We start from the raw sequence: 18893 nt of genomic DNA, 5'->3' as shown, positions 1-18893 counted from the left end.
CATTCCGTCGGCAGAGCGGCAAGGGCCTTCATGGCAGTTCTCCGACAGATCGGCGTCACCGTCCTGGTCCTTCTCGCGGCCGGGGCATTGTGGATCCACCTGTCTCACATGCCCGGCCGATACCTCTTGGCCGATGAACGCCTGCCCGCTTCGCTGCGGCCCGCCGTCTCGTGGCTGTCCCCAGCCGACGACGAGCCCAAGGTCGGCGCGACGCGGACCGGCGGGCGTGGCGGGCGCGAAGCGCCGCTCGTCGCGGTCCAGCAGGTGGAAGAGCAGGTCACGCGAGACCGGCTGCGCGCCATCGGCTCGGGCGAGGCGTTCCGAACGGTGGCGCTGCGCCCCGACGCCAGCGGCATTCTCACCTCGCTCGACTTTCGTTCCGGCGACGCGGTGGAGGCCGGCGCGACCCTTGCGACCCTTCGCAACGATGCCGAGCAGATCGCGGTGGATCGCGCCCGCATCTCGCTTGCCGCCGCCGAGGAGCAGCTGAAGCGCTACGAGACCCTCGTCTCCGCGGGCTCCTCCATCACCTCCGTCCAGTTGGAAGATGTGCGGCGCGTTCGCGACGCCGCGCGCCTCGACCTCCGATCGGCAGAAGTGGCTCTCGACAAGCGCCGCATCACCGCGCCGATCTCCGGGCATGTCGGGATCAACGATCTCGACATCGGCGCCCTGATCGACAGCTCCACCCTGATCGCGACGGTGGACGATCGCTCCAAGCTGCGCATCCTGTTCGACGCACCCGAAGCCTTCGCCTCCCAGCTTGCGATCGGCCATCCGTTGACGGCAACGCCCTCCACCCGCTCCGGCGAGACCTATCCCGGCACGGTGACGGCGCTCGACAGCCGTCTCGATCAGGCCAGCCGCACGCTTCGCGTCGAGGCGACGATCGAAAACGTCGGTGATCGCCTGCGCCCCGGCATGTCCTTTTCGCTGGATATCGGCTTCGAGGGCCAGCCTTTTCTGGCCGTCAATCCGCTGGCCGTCCAATGGCAGCGCAGTGGTCCGTTCGTCTGGGTGGTGGAAGGAACCACCACCGCCAAGGCGCCCATCTCCATCATCGAGCGCAACGTCGACAGCGTTCTCGTCGCCTCCGATACGCTTCGCCGGGGCGATACGGTGGTGACCGAGGGCGTCCAGCTCCTGCGCGAAGGCGGCACGGTGCGCATGCGGGAGGGCGCGAGCGACGGTGCGCCGGCCGAGCCGGAGGGGCCACCGACCGCATCCAGCAACCCGGACAACGGCCGTCGGGCCGAAGCGGGGGCCGCCGCCCGTAGCGCCGGCGAAGGGGTGGCGCGTTGAGCGGGTCGCCCTCCAAGCCGGATGGGCTGACGGCGCTCACCTCGCTGTTCATTCGCCGGCCCGTCTTCACGATCGTCATCAACCTCCTGATCATCGTGGCGGGGCTCGCCGCCTTCAACGCGGTCGAGATCCGCGAGCTTCCCAATGTCGATCGCCCGGTGATCACGGTCTCGACGACGTTCGAGGGCGCATCGGCCGAGGTCGTCGACCGGCAGCTGACGAGCGATATCGAGAGCGCCGTCGCGCGCGTGCCGGGCATCGCGTCGATCTCGTCCTCCTCGCGCTTCGGCCGCAGCCAGGTGACCGTGGAGTTCACCGAGGCGACCGACCTCAACGTCGCGGCGAGCGACATCCGCGACGCGGTGGCGGGCATCGCCAACCAGCTTCCCGACGACGCCGACGAATCGCGCATCGTCAAGGCGGACGCCGACGCCGACGCGATCATGCGGCTCGCCGTCCTGTCGAGCACGCTGCGCATCGAGGACCTCACCACGCTGGTGGACGACCGGATCGCCGATCGCATCGCGGCGGTGGAAGGCGTCGCCGACGTCGATCTGTCGGGCGAGCGCCAGCGGCTCGTCTATGTCGACGTCCGGCCGGACGAGCTGGCGACGCGCGGGCTGACGCTCGGCGACGTCTCCACCGCCCTCTCCAATGCCGCCTTCGACCAACCCGCCGGCTCGCTCCAGTCCCCGAGCCAGAACCTCGTCGTGCGCGCCGATGCCGGCCTGTCGACGCCGGACGCCTTCGGCGCCGTCCTTCTCAACGATCGAACCCGCCTTCGCGACGTCGCCTCCATCCGCTTCGGACCGGACGAGGCGGCCTCCATCACCCGCGTCAACGGCCAGACGGGGATCGGGCTCGGCGTGATCCGGCAGGCGGGCTCCTCGACGCTGGCGATCTCGGAAGGGGTGCGCGCGGCGGTGGCCGAGCTCAACACGTCCCTGCCCGAGGGCACGCGCGTCATCGTCACCTCGGACGAGGCGACCTTCATCAACGGCTCGATTCACGAGGTCGAGCTGACGCTGGTGCTGGCGATCGCGATCGTGATCGCCGTCATCTACGCCTTCCTGATGAACTGGCGCGCGACGCTGATCCCGACGCTGACCATTCCGATCGCCCTCATCGGGGTGGTCGCCGGCATCTATCTCGTCGGCTTCTCCGTCAACATCATCACGCTCCTCGCCCTGGTGCTGGCGACGGGCATGGTGGTGGACGACGCGATCATCGTCCTCGAAAACATCATCCGACGGCGCGGCATGGGCATGTCGGTGCAGGCAGCCGCCGTCCTCGGCACGCGCGAGGTGTTCTTCGCGGTGATCTCGACCACGGCGACGCTGGCGGCCGTGTTCATTCCGATCTCCTTCCTGCCCGGCATCGCGGGCGGCCTGTTCCGCGAGTTCGGCTTCGTGCTCGCGATCTCCGTCACGCTGTCGGCCTTCATCGCACTCACCCTCTGCCCGATGCTGGCGGCCACCATGTTGGGGGAAGAGCGGGCGGAAGCCAAACCCGGCCCCTTGCGCCGCGCCGTCACGCGCTTCGGTGCCTGGCTTGGCGGCGTCTATGCCTTTCTCCTGCGGGGCGCGCTGAACTATCCGCTCGCCGTCGTCGTCGCCTCGGCCGTCTTCGCCGCCGGGGCTGTGATCTCCTTCGGCAACCTGCCCCAGCAGCTGACGCCGAGCGAGGATCGAGGCAGCGTCCTCATGAGCATCTCCGCGCCGCAAAGCGCCAGCCTCGACTATACGGACGCGCAGATGCGCCGCGTCGAGGAAATCGTCCTGCCCTATATCGAGAGCGGCGAGGCGACCGGCGTCTTCGCGCGGATCGGCACCGGCACCGGCAACTCCGCCTTCATGGTCCTGACGCTCGCCGACTGGGGCCGGCGCGAGCGCCCCCAGCAGGAGATCGCGGCCGAGCTCAACCGCGCCTTCGCCGACATTCCCGGCGTCCAGGCGCGCGTCGTCCAGCCCAACTCGCTCGGCATTCGCGGCGGCGGGCGCGGCCTCCAGTTCGCGCTGGTCGGCCCGACCTATCAGGCGCTGTCGGACGCCGCGACCTCGCTGGAGGAGGCGATGAACGCCGACGGGCGCTGGGGCCGCGTCCAGCTCGCCTTCGACACGACGCAGCCCCAGCTCACCGTCGAGATCGACCGTGCAAGAGCCTCCGATCTCGGGATCGACATCAACGGGCTGGCGTCGGCCATGCAGTCGCTTCTCGACGGGCGTGAGATCGGCACGACCTATGTCGACGACCGCGCCGTGGACATCCAGATCATCTCCACCTCGCAGCCGATCAACGATCCCGGCGATCTCGCCAACATCTTCCTGAAAACCGGCGACGGCCGCTTCGTCCCCTTGTCCTCGATCGCGACCATCCGGGAACAGGCGATCGCCCCGACCCTGTCGCGCGAGGATCAATCGCGCTCCGTCGCCATGTCGGCCGACCTGCCGCAGGGCTTCGCCATTCAGGAAGCTTGGGATGCGGCGCGCGCTTTCGCCGCCGAGCGACTGCCGGACGGCATCCGCACGGTGCCGCTCGCCGAGGCCGCGACGCTGGAGGAAACTTCGAGCGGTCTCGTCCTCGTCTTCGGCTTTGCGATCGTCGTGGTGTTCCTGGTTCTGGCAGCTCAGTTCGAAAGCTTCGTTTCGGCCCTCATCATCATCGCGACAGTCCCCTTCGGCGTCGCCTGCGCGATCTACGCGATGGACTTCTTCGGCGAGACGCTGAACCTCTACAGCCAGATCGGGCTGGTGCTCCTCGTCGGAATCATGGCCAAGAACGGCATTCTGATCGTCGAGTTCGCCAACCAGCTTCGCGAAGAAGGTCTCGGCGTGCGCGAGGCGATCGAGGGCGCGGCCAACATCCGCCTTCGCCCGGTGATGATGACGATGATCGCCACCATTGTCGGCGGTGTGCCGCTGATCTTCTCCGAAGGGGCGGGCTCGGAAGCGCGCGTCTCGCTCGGCTACGTCATCGTCGGTGGCCTTGGCCTTGCCACGGTCGCCACGCTCTTCCTGACGCCCGTCGCCTATCTGGCGCTCGCCCGCTTCACCAAGCCCAGCACGGAGCGCGAAGCCGCGCTCCGGCGCGATCTGGTTGCGGCCGAAGCGATGGGCAAGGGGCACGGATCGGTCGCGCCGGCCGAGTAGCGATCGACGAGGCGAAGCGCCACCCGATCCTCCATTCGGGCGGTGGGCTAGAGCCGACGCTCCCATTCCGCGCGGCCGCGAACGGGGCGGGCGCGGTGGCGACCGGGCTCCACATCGGCCCGAAGCACCTCCGGCAGGGCGGCCCCATTCCATCCGAGACGCCTCCACCACGTCGCCAGGCGATCCCGCCAGGTCGCACGCCCGATTGGGGACCTCAGGGGCAAGCATTTGTCGAACTCGTGAGGGGCGACGTGTCGCATCGGAAGGTCTCGATTCGGGTCTGTAAGCCCTGTGAGTGTGCGGTGCGGAGGGCTTGCCGATCCAATCGAAACTCCGCCATGATAGATAAGGAGATCTTATGCATCATGGCCCGTTCGCTTCCCCCGCTATCGGCTCTGCGCGCCTTCGAGGCCGCCGCGCGTCACTTGAGTTTCACTCGGGCGGGCGAAGAACTCGGCATGACGCAGGCGGCGGTCAGCTATCAGATCAAGGTGCTGGAAGAGCGCGTGGGGAACCCGCTTTTTCAAAGGGCCAAACGCGGCGTGGCCTTGACGCCGGACGGCTCGCGCTTCGCCGGCGAATGCACCAAGGCGTTGGATCGATTGGCGGCCGCCTTCGCGGATCTTCAGGACTCGTCCGCCGGTATCCTATCGATCAGTTCCGTGCCGACCTTTGCGAGCTATTGGCTGGCCCGCCATCTCGGTTCGTTCCAGATCCTCCATCCCGAAACGGCGGTGCAGCTGACGAGCACACGGGCGATCGTGGATTTCGAACGCGAACCCGTCGATCTCGCCATCCGCGCCGGCGACGGGAATTGGCGGGGACTGACGGCCCATCTCCTCGTACCCGTCGACTTCACGCCGATGCTCAGCCCGGCGCTCGCCCAACGCTTCGGCGGCATTCCGCAAAAGCCGTGCGATCTCCTGCGCTTTCCCCTGACCAACGCCGCTCATCCCTGGTGGAAACTGTGGTTCGACATGGTCGGCGTCGCCTCGTCCGAAGCGCCGAAAGAGCGCGGCTCGGATTTCGGCAGCCAGGACCTCGAAGCCATGGCTGCGCTCGCGGGCCAAAGCGCATCCCTGCTGACGCCGCTTTTCTACGCCGACGAAGTGGCGGCGGGCCGTCTCGTCCAGCCCTTCGAAGCTCTCTACCCGATCGATCGCGGATACTATCTCGTTTATCCCGAGGCGCGGCGCAATGTGCCGAAGATTCGCGCCTTCCGCGAATGGCTGCTTCCCCACTTCCCGCAGCCTTCCCTTGCCCGAGCGTGATAGGCTAGAAGCGCCCCCATGGCTCCTCCTCCGCTTCTGCGCCTCGACGGCGTTCGCCTGACCTTCGGCGGCACGCCGCTTCTGGCCGATATCGAGCTCGGCGTTCTGCCGGGCGACCGCATCGCGCTTGTCGGGCGCAACGGCTCGGGCAAATCGACCGTTCTGAAGATCGCTGCTGGAACGGTGGAGGCGGACGGCGGCGAGGTGTTCCGCCAGCCGGGCGCCACCATTCGCTATCTCGCGCAGGAGCCGGACTTCGGCGACGCGCCGAGCGTCGAGGCCTATGTTTCCGCCGGCCTCGGGCCCGCCGACGATCCCTATCGCGTCACGCGCCTGATCGACGGCCTCGGCCTTCGCGCCGACGCGCGGCCGAACGATCTGTCGGGCGGCGAAGCGCGGCGCGCGGCGCTCGCCCGCGTGCTCGCGCCCGAGCCGGACGTCGTCCTTCTCGACGAGCCGACCAACCACCTCGACCTGCCGACCATCGAATGGCTGGAGGAGGAGATTGCGTCGATCCGCTCCGCCGTCGTGATCATCAGCCACGACCGGCGCTTCCTGGAACGCACGACCCGCGCCACCGTCTGGCTCGACCGCGGCCGGGTGCGCCGCATCGAGGAGGGCTTCGGCGCGTTCGAAGGCTGGCGCGACAAGGTCTTGGAGGAAGAGGAGCGCGATCTCCAGAAGCTCGACCGCAAGATCGTGCGCGAAGAGCACTGGCTACGCTACGGCGTCACCGCGCGGCGCACGCGCAACGAGCGGCGCCTCGCCGGCCTTCACCAGTTGCGCGCCGACCGGAAGAACGCGCGCCGCGCTGTCGGCACGGTGGAGATGCAGGTCGGCGACACCCGCGAAAGCGGCAAACTGGTGATCGAGGCGAAGAACCTCGCCAAGGCTTACGACGAGCGCGTTCTCGTCAATGGGTTCTCGACCCGCATCCAGCGCGGCGACCGCGTCGGCTTCGTCGGTCCGAACGGGGCCGGCAAGACGACGCTCCTCAAGATGCTGATCGGCGAGACCGAGCCGGATTCCGGCTCGGTGCGGCTCGGCACCAATCTCGACCTCGCCTTTCTCGACCAGAAGCGCGCGAGCCTTCGCGACGACCTGCCAGTGTCCGAAGCGCTCACCGACGGGCGCGGCGATCAGGTCATGGTCAACGGCGAGCCGCGCCATGTCGCGGGCTACCTCAAGGACTTCCTGTTTCAGCCCGAGCAGATCCGCACGCCGGTCGGCAACCTGTCGGGCGGGGAGCGGGCGCGCCTGCTTCTGGCCAAGACCCTCGCGACACCCGCCAATGTCCTCGTGCTGGACGAGCCGACCAACGACCTCGACATGGAAACGCTGGACCTTCTCCAGGAGCTGATCGCCAACTATCCCGGCACGGTCCTCCTCGTCAGCCACGACCGCGACTTCCTCGATCGCACGGTGACCAGCGTCATCTCACCGGAACAGGATGGGCACTGGCTGGAATATGCCGGCGGCTATTCCGACATGGCCGCGCAGAAACGAGGCGCGCAGGCCGAGGCGAAGCGGGAAGCCAAGGCGGACAAGAGTCGCGCCGCCCCCTCCCCCGGCGCAAAGCCTTCCGCATCGGCTGCCAGCACCAAGCTTTCCTTCAAGCAGAAGTTCGCGCTGGAAAACCTGCCGAAGGAGATCGCCAAGCTGGAGACTGCGATAGGCAAGGCCGAGGCGGAGATGGCCGATCCGGCTCTCTTCTCCAAGAACCCGGATCGCTTCGCCAAGCTCGCTGAGATGATCGAGGCGAACCGGGGCGCGCTCGCCAAGGCGGAGGACGAATGGCTGGAGCTGGAAATGCTGAAAGCCGAACTCGAGGGTTGACGCCCCGCGTTCACTCCTCGTTCACTCCAGTCTGGTGTGGTGGAATTAACCTTATCGGCGACGATGGGCGGCCAAGACGAGGAGCAGAAACATGACCAACGCGGCGCGACACTCACGGCTTCCTCGGCGCTGGCTTCTTTCCCTTGCGCTCGGGCTCGGACTCCTCGGCACCACCGCCCTCCCCAGCCACGCATTCGAGACGGCGGCGCGCGCCGCCGTGCTCCTCGACTTCGATACGAACACGACCCTTTTCGAGAAGAACGCCGACGAGGAAGTGCCGCCGGCGAGTCTGTCCAAGCTGATGACGCTCCTGATCGTCTTCGACGAGCTGAAGCGCGGCGCGATCCGCATGGACGAGACGTTCCCCGTGTCGGAATACGCGTGGCGCACCGGGGGCGCGGCGTCCGGCGGCTCCACCATGTTCTTGCCGCTGAACTCGCAGGTGAGCGTCGCCGACCTCATCAAGGGCATCGCGATCCAGTCCGGCAACGACGCGACGATCGTCATCGCCGAAGGGATCGCCGGCAGCGTGCCGGCTTTCGCCGAGATGATGAACCGCAAGGCGCAGGAACTCGGGCTGACGCATTCGCACTTCGCCAATCCGCACGGGCTGCCCGACCCCGGCCAGCGCGTTTCGGCGCGCGATCTCGTGACGCTCGCCGCCCACATCATCCGCACCTATCCCGAACAGTATCCGCTGTTCTCCGAAGAGGAGTTCACCTTCAACGGCATCAAGCAGCGCTCGCGCAATCCGCTCCTGAGCCTCGGCGCCGACGGCTTGAAGACGGGGCACACGGCGGAAGCCGGATACGGGCTCGTCGCCTCGGCCAAGGACGAGAACGGCCGGCGCATCGTGTTCTCGATGACGGGTATGAAGAGCGTCAACGAGCGGGCTTCGGAAGCGCGTGCCCTGATGACGCTCGGGCTTCGCGGCTTCGAGAACGTCGTGATCCTCAAGGGCGACGAGACGGCGGGCGAGGTTGCCGTATCGGGCGGCGTCGCGGCCAGCGTTCCCGTGCGCGCGGCGGGCGAGATCCGCTTCATCGAGCCGCGCGGAACCGGCTCACCCTATCAGACCGAGATCGTGCCGGTGGGCACGATCGAGGCGCCGGTGCCGGAGGGCCGCCGCGTCGCGCAGATGAAAATCACGCGCGACGGCCAGGTGGTTCGCGAGGAGCCGCTCTATGCCGCGCAGGCCGTGGAGCAGGCCGGGTTCTTCCAGCGCATGCAGGACCAGATCACCGGCTACTTCCGGTAACCTGAGACGAACCCCGCTCAGCCGGCGGCGGCCGCGTCCATCCAGCTCTTGTGCCGATCCTCGTCGGCAAACGCGCTTTGGAAGAAGGTGCGGGCTTCCGGGCTCGCGACCGTGTTCTTGGCGGCGTGATCGTAGGCCATCTTGGTCTCGATCTCGTTGGTCGACATGGCCTTCAGTACCGTCTTGTCGCCGACGAGCGCGGCCAGCTTGACCTTGCCCGTCGTCAGATATTCCTTGAGATCGCCTTCTTTCGGCGCCTTGACCCCGATCTGCCCGGCGAGCTTCGTCAATTCGGCGACATGCCGCTCGTGGTCGCCCTTGAACTCCGCGATCTTCGTTTTGAACGTCGCGTCTTCCAGCCGATCGATCGTCGCCTGATAGGCGGCAATGGCGTCGTGCTCCAGGATCAGAAGATTCTGGACGAGCTTGTCGAACGTGGATTCGGTGCCGACGGTGGTGACCATGGGTCCCCTCCCCTTGAAGGTTCTACGGTTTGGAAAAAAGAGCGGGTCCCACGTTCCGAGGGACCCGCAGAGGCGTTTAGCGTGAAGCCTTGTAGAGCTTCTCCGCAATCTCGAACATTTCCTCCGGCGCGTAGTCCGGCGTAAACGCGGAGGGAACGCCGGTCAGCTGGTGGATCTTGCCGCCTTCCGGCATGCCGTCCACGACCTCCAGCTCGCCCGGGGGATCGTCGGGAAGCGCCACCTCGCCATTGCCCCAAATGCCCGCCATCTCGCGGTAGTCGTTCGGCGAGAACGTGTAGAGGCGCCGGTGCGAGCCTTCGTCCAAATACTTCTGGCATTCGGGGATCTTGGACAAGGGAATGTTCGGCGTCGGCAGGAACTTGTCGAGATCGACGCCGGTGATCTTCTTCAGCGCCAGCGCATAGGCATGGGCGTGAACCGAGCCGCGCACCAGGAGATAGCCGCAGACCTCGCGGCTCGTCGCGTCGCTCACCGTCTCGTAGACGCGCAGCTTATGGAGGCGCGCGCCGCATTCGAGGTGGAAGTTATGGAGGAGATCGACCACGACGTTACCCGTGGTGGTGACGAAGCCCTGGTTCCACGAAATGCCGTTGGAATCCACCGGCACGCCGCCGCCGGCATGGGACAGGAAGGCAGCCGCCGAGCGCATGTCCTTCATGTCGCCGAAGGGCGCGCCGGAAATGTCGCCCCCGTCGCCCTTGTCGCCGTTCGCCTTGTCCGGACCGTTGGCAACCATGGCGACGCCGTTGGTCACGAGCTCGACGTGACCGAGTTCCTCGGCGGTGATCGAGGCGACGAGGCTGTAGAACGGACGCAGCTTGTCCTTGGAGCGGAAGTTGAAGCTCTGGAACATGTAGTTCCCGAGCGTGGACATCTCGCCGTACTTGCCGCCCAGAAGCTCCTGAAGCGCGGCGGCGGCGTTCGGATCGGCTTTCTTGGGCGGCGGCAGGTTGGCCTGCAGCTTGTCGACGCGCATGAACATGGGAGCGGTCCCTTCCGGTCCGTTGAATGTTCAAGCGCAACAGCGGGCAAACCACGCGGTTCCGTCATGGAATGCTTGTGCGACCACACGTTTCAGCCCCGCGCGCCGCATGGCTTGACGCGGACGCGGGAAATCGCGATATAGGCGTCGTTCTGCCGCGTCTGCGCTGCGCCCGCTTTCATCCCGAACCGGATCTTTAGACGAGCGCCATCGCCGGCCCATCCCATGGGTCCGGCCGCGGTCCGTGCTGTTTCGTTCCCGCGCAAGGGACATTCGGCCGATCTCCGGGCGCTTCGCCCGGCTTCACACGTCAAAGGCTTTCCTTGACCCAGACGAATTTCCAGGCGCTCGGCCTTGCCGACGCGCTCCAGTCCGCTCTTGTCGAGATGGACATCACCACCCCGACCCCGATCCAGGCGCAGGCGATCCCCGCCGTGCTCAAGGGTCGCGACGTCCTGGGCATCGCCCAGACCGGCACCGGCAAGACCGCCGCCTTCTCGCTTCCCATCCTCGACGCGCTCCTGAAGAAGGGCGACCGCCCGAAGCCCGGTGCGCCGCGCGTTCTCGTGCTCGCGCCGACGCGCGAATTGGCGCTCCAGATCGCCGAGAACGTCAAGGGCTTCTCGGCCGGCACGCCCATCCGCTACATGACCGTCTTCGGCGGTGTGTCGATCCGCCCGCAGATCGAGACCGCCAAGCGCGGCGTCGACATGGTGGTGGCGACGCCCGGCCGCCTTCTCGACCTCATCGAGCAGAAGGCGATCTCCCTTTCGGCGATCGAGCATCTCGTTCTCGACGAGGCCGACCGCATGCTCGACATGGGTTTCATCCGCGACATCAACCGGATCATGAAGCTCGTTCCCGAGAAGCGCCAGTCGCTCCTGTTCTCGGCCACAATGCCCCAGAACATCGCCTCGCTCGCCGCAAAGATCCTGAAGGATCCCGTGCGCGTCGAGGTGACGCCGGAAGTCGTGACCGTCGAAAAGATCGACCAGAGCGTCTTCCTGGTGCCGCAGAAGGCCAAGAAGCACTGGCTGATCAAGCACCTGCCGGGCTTCGACAAGACGGTGATCTTCACCCGCACCAAGCACGGTGCCAACCGCCTGTCGGAAGACCTGACCAAGGCCGGCATCGAGGCGCTCGCGATCCACGGCAACAAGAGCCAGGGCGCCCGCCAGAAGGCGCTGTCGCAGTTCCATGCGGGCGAACTTCGTGTGCTGGTCGCGACCGACATCGTGGCGCGCGGCATCCATGTCGACGACATCACCCACGTGGTGAACTTCGACCTGCCGGAAGAGGCCGAAAGCTACGTGCACCGCATCGGTCGCACCGCGCGCGCCGGCAAGTCTGGCATCGCGGTCACGCTCTGCGATCCGTCGGAGAAGCCGAAGCTGCGCCAGGTCGAGAAGCTGACGGGCCTGCGCTTCGACATCCAGACGAGCGAGTTCTCCGACGCCGCCTCGTTCGCCGACGAGCCGCGCGAGAGCCGTGGGCCCCGCCAGCCGCGCGGCGGGCGTCCGGGCCATGCCCAGCGTCCCGAGGGCGGCCAGCGGCACCAGCCGCGCGGCGCCAAGCCCGGCGAGCGTCGCGGCGCGCCCAAGACCGGGGCTACCCCCGGCGCCCCGCGCGGCGAAGACCGCGCCCCGCGCCCGAACGGGCAGCGTCGCCGCCGTCGCGGCGGCGGTGGGTCGCAGGCCGCCTCGGCCTGATCCATCAACGTTTCGAAAAGGGCGCCTCCGGGCGCCCTTTTTGCGTTCGGCGTTGCCCTCCGTCCCCCGCCTCGCCATATGCGAAGGCGATACCGCAGAGGAGACGAGGCGCATGGCCGAGACCGTCAAGGTCGACATTCCCCACAAGCTGACGCGCGAAGCCGCCCGCCAGCGGATCGCCGACGGGTTCGGGCGCATCCGCAGCGAAGCGGTCGGGGGCATGCTGAAGTTCGACGACGAATGGTCCGGCGACCGCCTCGACTTTCGCGCCCGCATGATGGGCCAGTCGATCGTCGGTCGGCTCGACATCCTGGACGACCACGTTCATGTCGAGCTGGACCTGCCCGGCTTCCTCGCCTCGCTCGCGGGCAAGCTCACCGGCAAGATCCAGAAGGAGGGTCAGCTTCTCCTGGACAAGAAGTCCGCCTGAAGCCGCCTCAGCTGCCGGGCGCGGTGGCGCTGCGCAGCGTCGCCTTGTCGGCCGCCACGGTGCCGCCGAGCGAGGACCCGTCGATCGACTGGATGGCGCCGAGCCCCGGCACCACCGATCCGACCTTGACCCGCACGAGCTCGTCGCGCGTCGCAAGCAGCGCCTCGTCCTGGAAGATCATCACGATCTGATAGTCCGACGCGGTCGGCTCGGGCACGCGCACCACCACGGGCGCCGGCATGGCGTCCGGCGGATCTCCCACCGAGCCGGTCTGGATCTGGTCGAGCTTGGGTGGAATGCGCGAAAGCGCCGCGTTCTGGAAATAGTCCGGCGACTGGATCGAGATCACGTAGGACACGACGAAGAAGCCCGCCGAGCCGATCGCCAGCATCACCGAGGTCGTACCGACCAGCCAGTCCGCCAGGCTCCACTCGCTCGCCCGGCCGAAACGCGACGGGCGGGGGCCGAGCGTCGGGGACGCGATCGGGTGAGACGCGAGGCTGGTCATCGCAGGGCTCCTTGCATGAAGCCCGAACGATGCGCCGCGCCCGTTAACGAAGATTGGAAGTCGAACCTCGCAACACGCCTTCCGCGCGGTAGGGTTAGGGAGCGGTAAACACGGGCGGAAGGGCGATGGCGATGGGATCGGAGCGGCGCAGAGCGCAACGGAGGGCGACGCGGCTTCGCCCCGCCAAGCTGATGGGGGAAGCCGGCCGCTTCCTGTGCGACTGCGCCCTCGTCGAGCGCTCGCGCGAGGGGGCGCGCGTGCGCGCCTTCGCGCCGGTCGAGCGGCTCCTGCCCGAGCACCTGTTCCTCTACGACGAGGTGGAGGCACTGCGCTGGCCGGCCCGCATCGTGTGGGCGCGCGGGGCCGAACTCGGCCTGTGCGTCGACGCCGCGCCCGAGCGTCCCGGCCAGGCCGAGCGGCATCGCATCGCCGGGCGCTTCTACGCCGTGGGCGCCTGAGCGCCCAGTCTCATACGAAAAAGGCCCGCTCCGATCGCTCGGGAAGCGGGCCTTCTTCCATTCATCGACAAGGTTGGATCACTCGGCCGGAACCGGGTTCACCGTTCCCGTCAGCTCGGTCGCGGGGCCGACCGGCTTGATCTCCCCGGCCAGCGCCGCATGGAGTCGCTCGGTGTCGAGCTCGTTCTCCCAGCGCGCCACGACCAGCGTTGCGACGGCATTGCCGACGAGGTTGGTCAGCGCCCGGCATTCCGACATGAAGCGGTCGATGCCGAGGATCAGCGCCATGCCGGCCACCGGAACGGAGGGCACCACCGACAGCGTCGCCGCCAGCGTGATGAAGCCCGCGCCCGTGATGCCGGCCGCGCCCTTGGACGAGAGCATGGCGACCAGCAGAAGCAGCACCTGATCCGTCAGCGACAGGTCGATGCCGGTCGCCTGCGCGATGAAGAGCGCGGCGAGCGTCATGTAGATGTTGGTGCCGTCGAGATTGAACGAGTAGCCGGTCGGGATCACGAGGCCGACGACCGACTTCTTGGCGCCGGCCGCCTCCATCTTCTCCATCAGGCTCGGCAGCGCCGCCTCGGAGGACGAGGTGCCCAGCACGAGGAGAAGCTCCTCCTTGATGTAGCGGATGAGGGCAAAGATCGAGAAGCCGTTGTAGCGGCACACGGCGCCGAGCACGACCACCACGAAGATGATCGAGGTCAGGTAGAAGGTGCCGACCAGCATGGCGAGATTGGCAACCGAGCCGATGCCGTACTTGCCGATGGTGAAGGCCATGGCGCCGAAGGCGCCGATCGGAGCCGCCTTCATCAAGATACCGACCAGCGTGAACATCGGGGCCGAAACGGCCTGCAGGAAGTTGAGGACCGGCGCGCCCTTCTCGCCGACCATGCCGAGCGCGATGCCGAACAGGACGGAGAAGAACAGGACCTGGAGAATGTCGCCCGACGAGAAGGCGCCGACGATCGTCGTCGGGATGATGTTCTGCAGGAAGCCCGTGATCGTCTGTTCGTGGGCCTTTTCGGCGTAGTTCGCCACCGCCGACGCATCCAGCGAAGCGGGATCGATGTTGAGCCCTGCGCCCGGTTGCACGAGGTTGCCGACGATGAGACCGACGACGAGTGCGAGCGTCGAGAAGCACAGGAAGTAGAGCATGGCCTTGCCGGCGACGCGCCCGACCTTCTTCATGTCGCTCATGCCGGCGATGCCGGTGGCGACCGTGAGGAAGATCACCGGGGCGATGATCATCTTCACCAGCTTGATGAAAGCGTCGCCCAGCGGCTTCAGGCTTTCGCCGAAGCTCGGATAGAAGTGCCCGATCAGGATGCCGGCGGTGATCGCCACCAGAACCTGAACGTAGAGTTGGGCATAGAGCGGTTTGGTCTTGGCCGGCGTCGGCCGGGTCACCGGAATGGATGCCATGATGCGCCTCCCATGCGCTTGAGGCCTCCCGGTCGATGCTTCGAAGCGGCATCGTGGAGGCTTTCACATGAGTTCAAGCAAACGGCGTGCCAGTCTGCGGCAGGGCTGCCATTCCCGTGGCGCAGGGCTCATGAAAAAGAGCCTGGGACGGTATCGGGCTCGAACTGAGCGAAATTCCGCTCGCATCGTATGGTCGAAGTGCGATATTCCGCACACCATGCACCACGACATCCGTCCCACCGTCGTATCGCGCTCGTGGCGCCCCGCCGCAGTGCTCGCGCTGGCGTTCGTATGCCTTGCGGCCTGGCATCTCTCGGGGGAATGGGGCCTTCGCTCAGGGCTGGCAGCGCTCGACGAACGTGCCCGAACCGCACTTCCCCTGGCAGTCTCGGTCCTGCGCAGCGAAGTGGACAAGCAGCGATCGGTGCCGGCGGTGCTGGCCGAAGACCCCGACATCCGCAGCGTCCTCGCCGACCCGACTCCACCCCGCGTCGATCACGTCAACGCCCGGCTGGAACAGTTGCGCGCCACGACAGGCGCGACCGTTCTCTATCTCCTGGACACGACCGGGCTCACCATCGCCGCCAGCAACTACGACGAGCCGACGAGTTTCGTTGGAAGCGACTACGGCTTCCGACCCTATTTCCGCGAAGCGATGGAGCGCGGAGAAGGCGCACAATACGCGCTGGGCACGGTCAGCCAGCGGCCGGGCCTCTACCTGACGCGGCGGGTGGATGCCGGTGGTCGACCGCTCGGCGTCGTGGTTCTCAAGGTCGAACTCGGCGGGGTGGAAGGGGACTGGGTGACCAGTGGCAACACCGTCTTCGTCAGCGACGAGGAAGGCATCATCCTGGCGACCAGCCGGCCGGATTGGCGCTATCGCACGCTTGGCCCCGTTCGGCCGGACCGCATCGCCAGCATCCGCGACAGCCTTCAGTTCGGCGCCGCCCCCCTGACGCCGATCGGCCTTCGGAACGACGGCGGCCTGACGAGCGCCGCCGACACGGGTGACGCGCAAAGCTTCGTCGCCGCCGAGCGCGTGTTCGACGATCCGGTGCTGCGATGGACGGTCCATCTCTGGATCCCGGCCGACGCCGCGATCGAGGGCGCGATGCTCGGCGCGCGGCTGCAGGCGCTATCCCTGGCGTCGGTGCTCGCCACCCTCGGGTTCCTGGCCGCCCGCCGCACCCGCCGCATCCGGGCGCGGCGGCTGAGCCTTGAGGCCGCTTCCGCCGAACTCGAACGCCGCGTCCTTGCCCGCACGCGGGAGCTGCGCGACGCCAACCTGCGCCTCCAGGACGAGAACCGGACACGCCGGGCCGCCGAGGAACGCGCCGACACGCTGCGCCGCGAGCTGGAGCAGGCCAACCGGCTGGCTTCGCTCGGCCAGATCACCGCGGGCGTCGCCCACGAGATCAACCAGCCCGTCGCCGCCATCCGCACCTATGCCGAAAACGCCGAGCGCTTCCTCGACCGGGCGGACGAAACGAGCACCCGGCGCAACCTCCAACTCGTGGTCGGCCTGACGGAGCGCATCGGCCGCATCACCGATACGTTGAAGGGCCATGCACGGCGCGGCACCGGAGAACTCGCCCCGGTTCGCCTGTCCGACGCCGTGGACGGAGCGGCTATGGTGCTTCAGGGACGGTTGCAGGCTGCCGGCATCGCGATCGATCGCGGCACCGACCTTTCCGATCTCTTCGTATCGGCCGAACGGCTGCGCCTCGAACAGGTTCTCGTGATCCTCGTCCAGAACGGGCTGGAAGCGCAGGAGGGCCGAATGGACGGGCGCATCCGCATCGAGGCCGCGAAGGAGGACGGCATGGTCCGCCTGGACGTGCGCGACGGCGGTCCCGGCATCGCGCCCGATCGCTTGGCAACGCTGTTCACGCCGTTTTCCACCTCCAAGGCGCGCGGGCTGGGGCTCGGCCTCGTCATCGCCAAGGACATCATCACCGAATGGGGCGGCTCGCTTGCCGCCCGCAACGATCCGGAAGGAGGCGCTGTGTTTACCCTTCGCCTGAGGGCCGGCGCATGACGGCCGCCGGTTTCCCCGTCGTCTTCGTCGACGACGATGCGGATTTGCGCGAAGCCAACGCGCAGTCGCTGCTCCTGGCCGGGCTCGATCCCCGCCCCTTCGCCGACGCGCGTTCCGCCCTCGATGCGGTTGATGCGGGCTTCGAGGGCGTCGTCGTCACCGACATCCGTATGCCGGGCATGGACGGGTTCGACCTTTTCCGCGCCGTGCAGCGCATCGACGCGGACCTGCCCGTCATCCTCGTGACCGGTCACGGCGACATCGCCATGGCGGTGGAAGCCCTGCGCGAGGGCGCCTACGACTTCATCGCCAAGCCCTATCCGGTGGATCGGCTCCTCCAGAGCATCGCCCGGGCGGGCGAAAAGCGGCGCCTCGTCCTCGAAAACCGACGGCTGCGCGCCTTGGCGTCGGTGGGCGAGAGCGATCTTCCGCTCATCGGCGACAGTCCCGCGATGTCGCGCCTGCGCCGCACCCTGCGCCAGATCGCGGATGCGGACGTCGATGTTCTGGTGGAGGGCGAAACGGGCTCCGGCAAGGAGGTCGTGGCAAGCGCGCTGCATCAGTGGAGCCGCCGAGGAGCGCGCCCGTTCGTGGCGCTGAACTGCGGTGCCCTGCCGGAGGCGGTGATCGAGAGCGAACTCTTCGGCCACGAGGCCGGCGCCTTCACGGGCGCCGCCAAGCGACGGGTCGGGCGCATCGAGCATTCGGGCGGCGGCACGCTCTTCCTGGACGAGATCGAATCCATGCCGCCGGCGCTGCAGGTGAAGCTCCTGCGCGTTCTCGAAACGCGCGAGGTCGAGCCGCTCGGCACCAACGAGCGCCGCCCGGTGGACCTTCGCGTCGTCGCCGCCGCCAAGGTGGACCTCGGCTCGGCCGAGGCGCGCGCTTACTTCCGCGAAGACCTGTTCTACCGGCTGAACGTCGTCACCGTGCGCATTCCCCCTCTGCGCGAGCGCGGTCCGGACATCGCGCTTCTGTTTTCCTACTTCCTCGGCCGGGCGGCCGAGCGCTTCCGGCGCGAGCCGCCGGAACTGACCGCCCCGCTCCTCCACCATCTCCAGACTCACGACTGGCCGGGAAACGTCAGGGAACTCGCCCATTTCGCCGAACGGATGGCGCTCGGCCTCGAAGCGGAGGAAATAGTGGCGGTGGGAGGGGACGACGACGTGCCTCGCTCGCTGCGCGAGCGCGTGGAGCGGTTCGAGGCCGAGACGATCCGCGAGGTGCTGGGGGAGAACGGCGGCGACGTACGGCGCACGCTGGAGGTCTTGAGCATTCCGCGCAAGACCTTCTACGACAAGCTCCAGCGCCACCGCATCAGCCGCCGGGACTTCGTTCCCGGCAGCTGACCTCGCTTGGCTCAGGCAGCTTGGCGCAGGGTGTCGATCAGGGCGGAAAGCTTCGCTCGGCCGGCTTCCGTCAGCGCGCCGCGCTCGCCTTCGGGATCCAGAAGGCCCGCTGCCTCCAGTTCCTCGACGCCCTCGCCATCGGCCTTGTGGCCCTTGCCGTCGTCGAGAACGACGCGCGTCACGGTCTTGCCGCTGACGAGCGAGTGGTAGGCGGCAAAGACGAGGATGGACAGGCCGTGGTCGGAAAGGGGGGTCTGGCTCATGGGATCGCTCCGATCGTGGGTTGGGTCCCCCGCTCAACCCCCGATCGCGCAGGTAGGCTCCGGCCTTGCGGCGAACTTTCGCACGCATGCGCGCGCGTTCTTTCCATCTCGACATCGCCGCAGTCTGCGCCTACCTCCCGGTCGAGAAGTGCAGGGCGTGGACGATGACGAGTAACGTGGACCCGGAGCTGAGTGCCTTGATCCGGGAAGTGGTGGAAGCCAAGCTTCTGAAAGCGGGTTCGCAGGAGCAACGCGTCGCCGAACAGGTGGCCGCGCACGGTCTCGGCTCGCTCGATCCGATGGAACGCGACACGTTCGAGCGTCGCGTCCTGCCAATTCTCGCCAAGCCCCTGCGCGAGCAGCTCGCCATCGCCTCCATCGTCCAGCGCGGCGGCTACGTGCCGCGCAAGATCGACTTCTGAAAGGG

Annotated in this window: 16 protein-coding genes; 11 read left to right on the top strand and 5 right to left on the bottom strand. The window is 67.5% G+C overall.

The window, feature by feature from the left end; genetic code table 11:
* Nucleotides 1–30: 30 nt before the first annotated feature.
* The 5 genes from H7A85_RS08195 (at nucleotide 31) to H7A85_RS08175 (ending at nucleotide 8816) form a co-directional block, all read left to right on the top strand.
* On the top strand, nucleotides 31–1302 hold the full coding sequence (locus H7A85_RS08195) for an efflux RND transporter periplasmic adaptor subunit (protein ID WP_182085425.1): 1272 nt from the start codon (nucleotides 31–33) through the stop codon (nucleotides 1300–1302).
* The gene (locus tag H7A85_RS08190) at nucleotides 1299–4451 is read left to right on the top strand and encodes an efflux RND transporter permease subunit (protein WP_182085424.1); all 3153 of its coding nucleotides are present in this window, start codon (nucleotides 1299–1301) and stop codon (nucleotides 4449–4451) included. The genes H7A85_RS08195 and H7A85_RS08190 overlap by 4 nt, the downstream gene beginning before the upstream one ends.
* Nucleotides 4452–4816: 365 nt before the next feature.
* Nucleotides 4817–5722: a LysR substrate-binding domain-containing protein gene (locus H7A85_RS08185; RefSeq protein WP_182085423.1), complete on the top strand. Its 906-nt coding sequence runs from the start codon at nucleotides 4817–4819 to the stop codon at nucleotides 5720–5722.
* Between the two features lie 18 nt (nucleotides 5723–5740).
* Nucleotides 5741–7558 (top strand): ATP-binding cassette domain-containing protein, encoded by a 1818-nt coding sequence (locus H7A85_RS08180; protein WP_182085422.1) that lies wholly within the window; start codon nucleotides 5741–5743, stop codon nucleotides 7556–7558.
* 91 nt (nucleotides 7559–7649) lie between these two features.
* Nucleotides 7650–8816: a D-alanyl-D-alanine carboxypeptidase family protein gene (locus H7A85_RS08175; protein WP_182085421.1), complete on the top strand. Its 1167-nt coding sequence runs from the start codon at nucleotides 7650–7652 to the stop codon at nucleotides 8814–8816.
* Nucleotides 8817–8833: 17 nt separating this feature from the next.
* On the opposite strand, the gene H7A85_RS08170 is transcribed toward H7A85_RS08175, so the two are convergent.
* On the bottom strand, nucleotides 8834–9280 hold the full coding sequence (locus H7A85_RS08170; protein WP_182085420.1) for a DUF2383 domain-containing protein: 447 nt from the start codon (nucleotides 9278–9280) through the stop codon (nucleotides 8834–8836).
* Between the two features lie 76 nt (nucleotides 9281–9356).
* Nucleotides 9357–10283 carry a manganese catalase family protein gene (locus tag H7A85_RS08165; RefSeq protein WP_182085419.1) on the bottom strand — a complete coding sequence of 309 codons (927 nt, stop codon included), beginning with the start codon at nucleotides 10281–10283 and terminating at the stop codon, nucleotides 9357–9359.
* Nucleotides 10284–10606: 323 nt separating this feature from the next.
* Here H7A85_RS08165 and H7A85_RS08160 point away from each other — a divergent pair, with 323 nt between their 5' ends.
* Both H7A85_RS08160 and H7A85_RS08155 read left to right on the top strand, forming a co-directional pair.
* Nucleotides 10607–11992, top strand: a complete 1386-nt coding sequence (locus H7A85_RS08160) for a DEAD/DEAH box helicase (RefSeq protein ID WP_182085418.1) — start codon at nucleotides 10607–10609, stop codon at nucleotides 11990–11992.
* A 112-nt stretch (nucleotides 11993–12104) separates the two neighbouring features.
* Nucleotides 12105–12422 carry a polyhydroxyalkanoic acid system family protein gene (locus tag H7A85_RS08155; RefSeq protein ID WP_182085417.1) on the top strand — a complete coding sequence of 106 codons (318 nt, stop codon included), beginning with the start codon at nucleotides 12105–12107 and terminating at the stop codon, nucleotides 12420–12422.
* A gap of 7 nt (nucleotides 12423–12429) precedes the next feature.
* On the opposite strand, the gene H7A85_RS08150 is transcribed toward H7A85_RS08155, so the two are convergent.
* Complete coding sequence (locus H7A85_RS08150; RefSeq protein ID WP_182085416.1) at nucleotides 12430–12930, bottom strand: hypothetical protein; 501 nt, start codon at nucleotides 12928–12930, stop codon at nucleotides 12430–12432.
* 125 nt (nucleotides 12931–13055) lie between these two features.
* Here H7A85_RS08150 and H7A85_RS08145 point away from each other — a divergent pair, with 125 nt between their 5' ends.
* Nucleotides 13056–13388, top strand: a complete 333-nt coding sequence (locus H7A85_RS08145) for a hypothetical protein (RefSeq protein WP_182085415.1) — start codon at nucleotides 13056–13058, stop codon at nucleotides 13386–13388.
* A gap of 78 nt (nucleotides 13389–13466) precedes the next feature.
* Here H7A85_RS08145 and H7A85_RS08140 read toward each other — a convergent pair whose 3' ends face one another.
* A complete protein-coding gene (locus tag H7A85_RS08140) occupies nucleotides 13467–14816 on the bottom strand; it encodes a dicarboxylate/amino acid:cation symporter (protein WP_182085414.1) in 1350 nt (449 codons plus the stop codon).
* A gap of 217 nt (nucleotides 14817–15033) precedes the next feature.
* Here H7A85_RS08140 and H7A85_RS08135 point away from each other — a divergent pair, with 217 nt between their 5' ends.
* Entirely contained in the window at nucleotides 15034–16854 is a 1821-nt protein-coding gene (locus H7A85_RS08135; RefSeq protein ID WP_182085413.1) for an ATP-binding protein, read from the top strand.
* Nucleotides 16851–18203 (top strand): sigma-54 dependent transcriptional regulator, encoded by a 1353-nt coding sequence (locus H7A85_RS08130; RefSeq protein WP_182085412.1) that lies wholly within the window; start codon nucleotides 16851–16853, stop codon nucleotides 18201–18203. Before H7A85_RS08135 ends, H7A85_RS08130 begins: the two co-directional genes overlap by 4 nt.
* 11 nt (nucleotides 18204–18214) lie before the next feature.
* On the opposite strand, the gene H7A85_RS08125 is transcribed toward H7A85_RS08130, so the two are convergent.
* Entirely contained in the window at nucleotides 18215–18466 is a 252-nt protein-coding gene (locus tag H7A85_RS08125) for a hypothetical protein (RefSeq protein WP_182085411.1), read from the bottom strand.
* Nucleotides 18467–18630: 164 nt separating this feature from the next.
* Between H7A85_RS08125 and H7A85_RS08120 the strand changes: the two genes are divergently transcribed.
* On the top strand, nucleotides 18631–18888 hold the full coding sequence (locus H7A85_RS08120) for a hypothetical protein (RefSeq protein ID WP_182085410.1): 258 nt from the start codon (nucleotides 18631–18633) through the stop codon (nucleotides 18886–18888).
* Nucleotides 18889–18893 lie beyond the last annotated feature (5 nt).

Origin of the sequence: Aureimonas sp. ME7 (genome assembly GCF_903970965.1) — a bacterium.
Lineage (GTDB): Bacteria > Pseudomonadota > Alphaproteobacteria > Rhizobiales > Rhizobiaceae > Aureimonas.
Note: the sequence above shows the minus strand (reverse complement) of the source record. Positions and strands in the feature narration are given on the sequence as shown.

What these genes read in the sequence shown, in the direction of transcription:
- H7A85_RS08195 (WP_182085425.1), top strand. Translation starts at nt 31, where the DNA reads ATGGCAGTTCTCCGACAGATCGGCGTCACCGTCCTGGTCCTTCTCGCG.
- H7A85_RS08185 (WP_182085423.1), top strand. Translation starts at nt 4,817, where the DNA reads ATGGCCCGTTCGCTTCCCCCGCTATCGGCTCTGCGCGCCTTCGAGGCC.
- H7A85_RS08180 (WP_182085422.1), top strand. Translation starts at nt 5,741, where the DNA reads ATGGCTCCTCCTCCGCTTCTGCGCCTCGACGGCGTTCGCCTGACCTTC.
- H7A85_RS08175 (WP_182085421.1), top strand. Translation starts at nt 7,650, where the DNA reads ATGACCAACGCGGCGCGACACTCACGGCTTCCTCGGCGCTGGCTTCTT.
- H7A85_RS08170 (WP_182085420.1), bottom strand. Translation starts at nt 9,280, where the DNA reads ATGGTCACCACCGTCGGCACCGAATCCACGTTCGACAAGCTCGTCCAG.
- H7A85_RS08165 (WP_182085419.1), bottom strand. Translation starts at nt 10,283, where the DNA reads ATGTTCATGCGCGTCGACAAGCTGCAGGCCAACCTGCCGCCGCCCAAG.
- H7A85_RS08155 (WP_182085417.1), top strand. Translation starts at nt 12,105, where the DNA reads ATGGCCGAGACCGTCAAGGTCGACATTCCCCACAAGCTGACGCGCGAA.
- H7A85_RS08150 (WP_182085416.1), bottom strand. Translation starts at nt 12,930, where the DNA reads ATGACCAGCCTCGCGTCTCACCCGATCGCGTCCCCGACGCTCGGCCCC.
- H7A85_RS08145 (WP_182085415.1), top strand. Translation starts at nt 13,056, where the DNA reads ATGGCGATGGGATCGGAGCGGCGCAGAGCGCAACGGAGGGCGACGCGG.
- H7A85_RS08140 (WP_182085414.1), bottom strand. Translation starts at nt 14,816, where the DNA reads ATGGCATCCATTCCGGTGACCCGGCCGACGCCGGCCAAGACCAAACCG.
- H7A85_RS08135 (WP_182085413.1), top strand. Translation starts at nt 15,034, where the DNA reads ATGCACCACGACATCCGTCCCACCGTCGTATCGCGCTCGTGGCGCCCC.
- H7A85_RS08130 (WP_182085412.1), top strand. Translation starts at nt 16,851, where the DNA reads ATGACGGCCGCCGGTTTCCCCGTCGTCTTCGTCGACGACGATGCGGAT.
- H7A85_RS08125 (WP_182085411.1), bottom strand. Translation starts at nt 18,466, where the DNA reads ATGAGCCAGACCCCCCTTTCCGACCACGGCCTGTCCATCCTCGTCTTT.
- H7A85_RS08120 (WP_182085410.1), top strand. Translation starts at nt 18,631, where the DNA reads ATGACGAGTAACGTGGACCCGGAGCTGAGTGCCTTGATCCGGGAAGTG.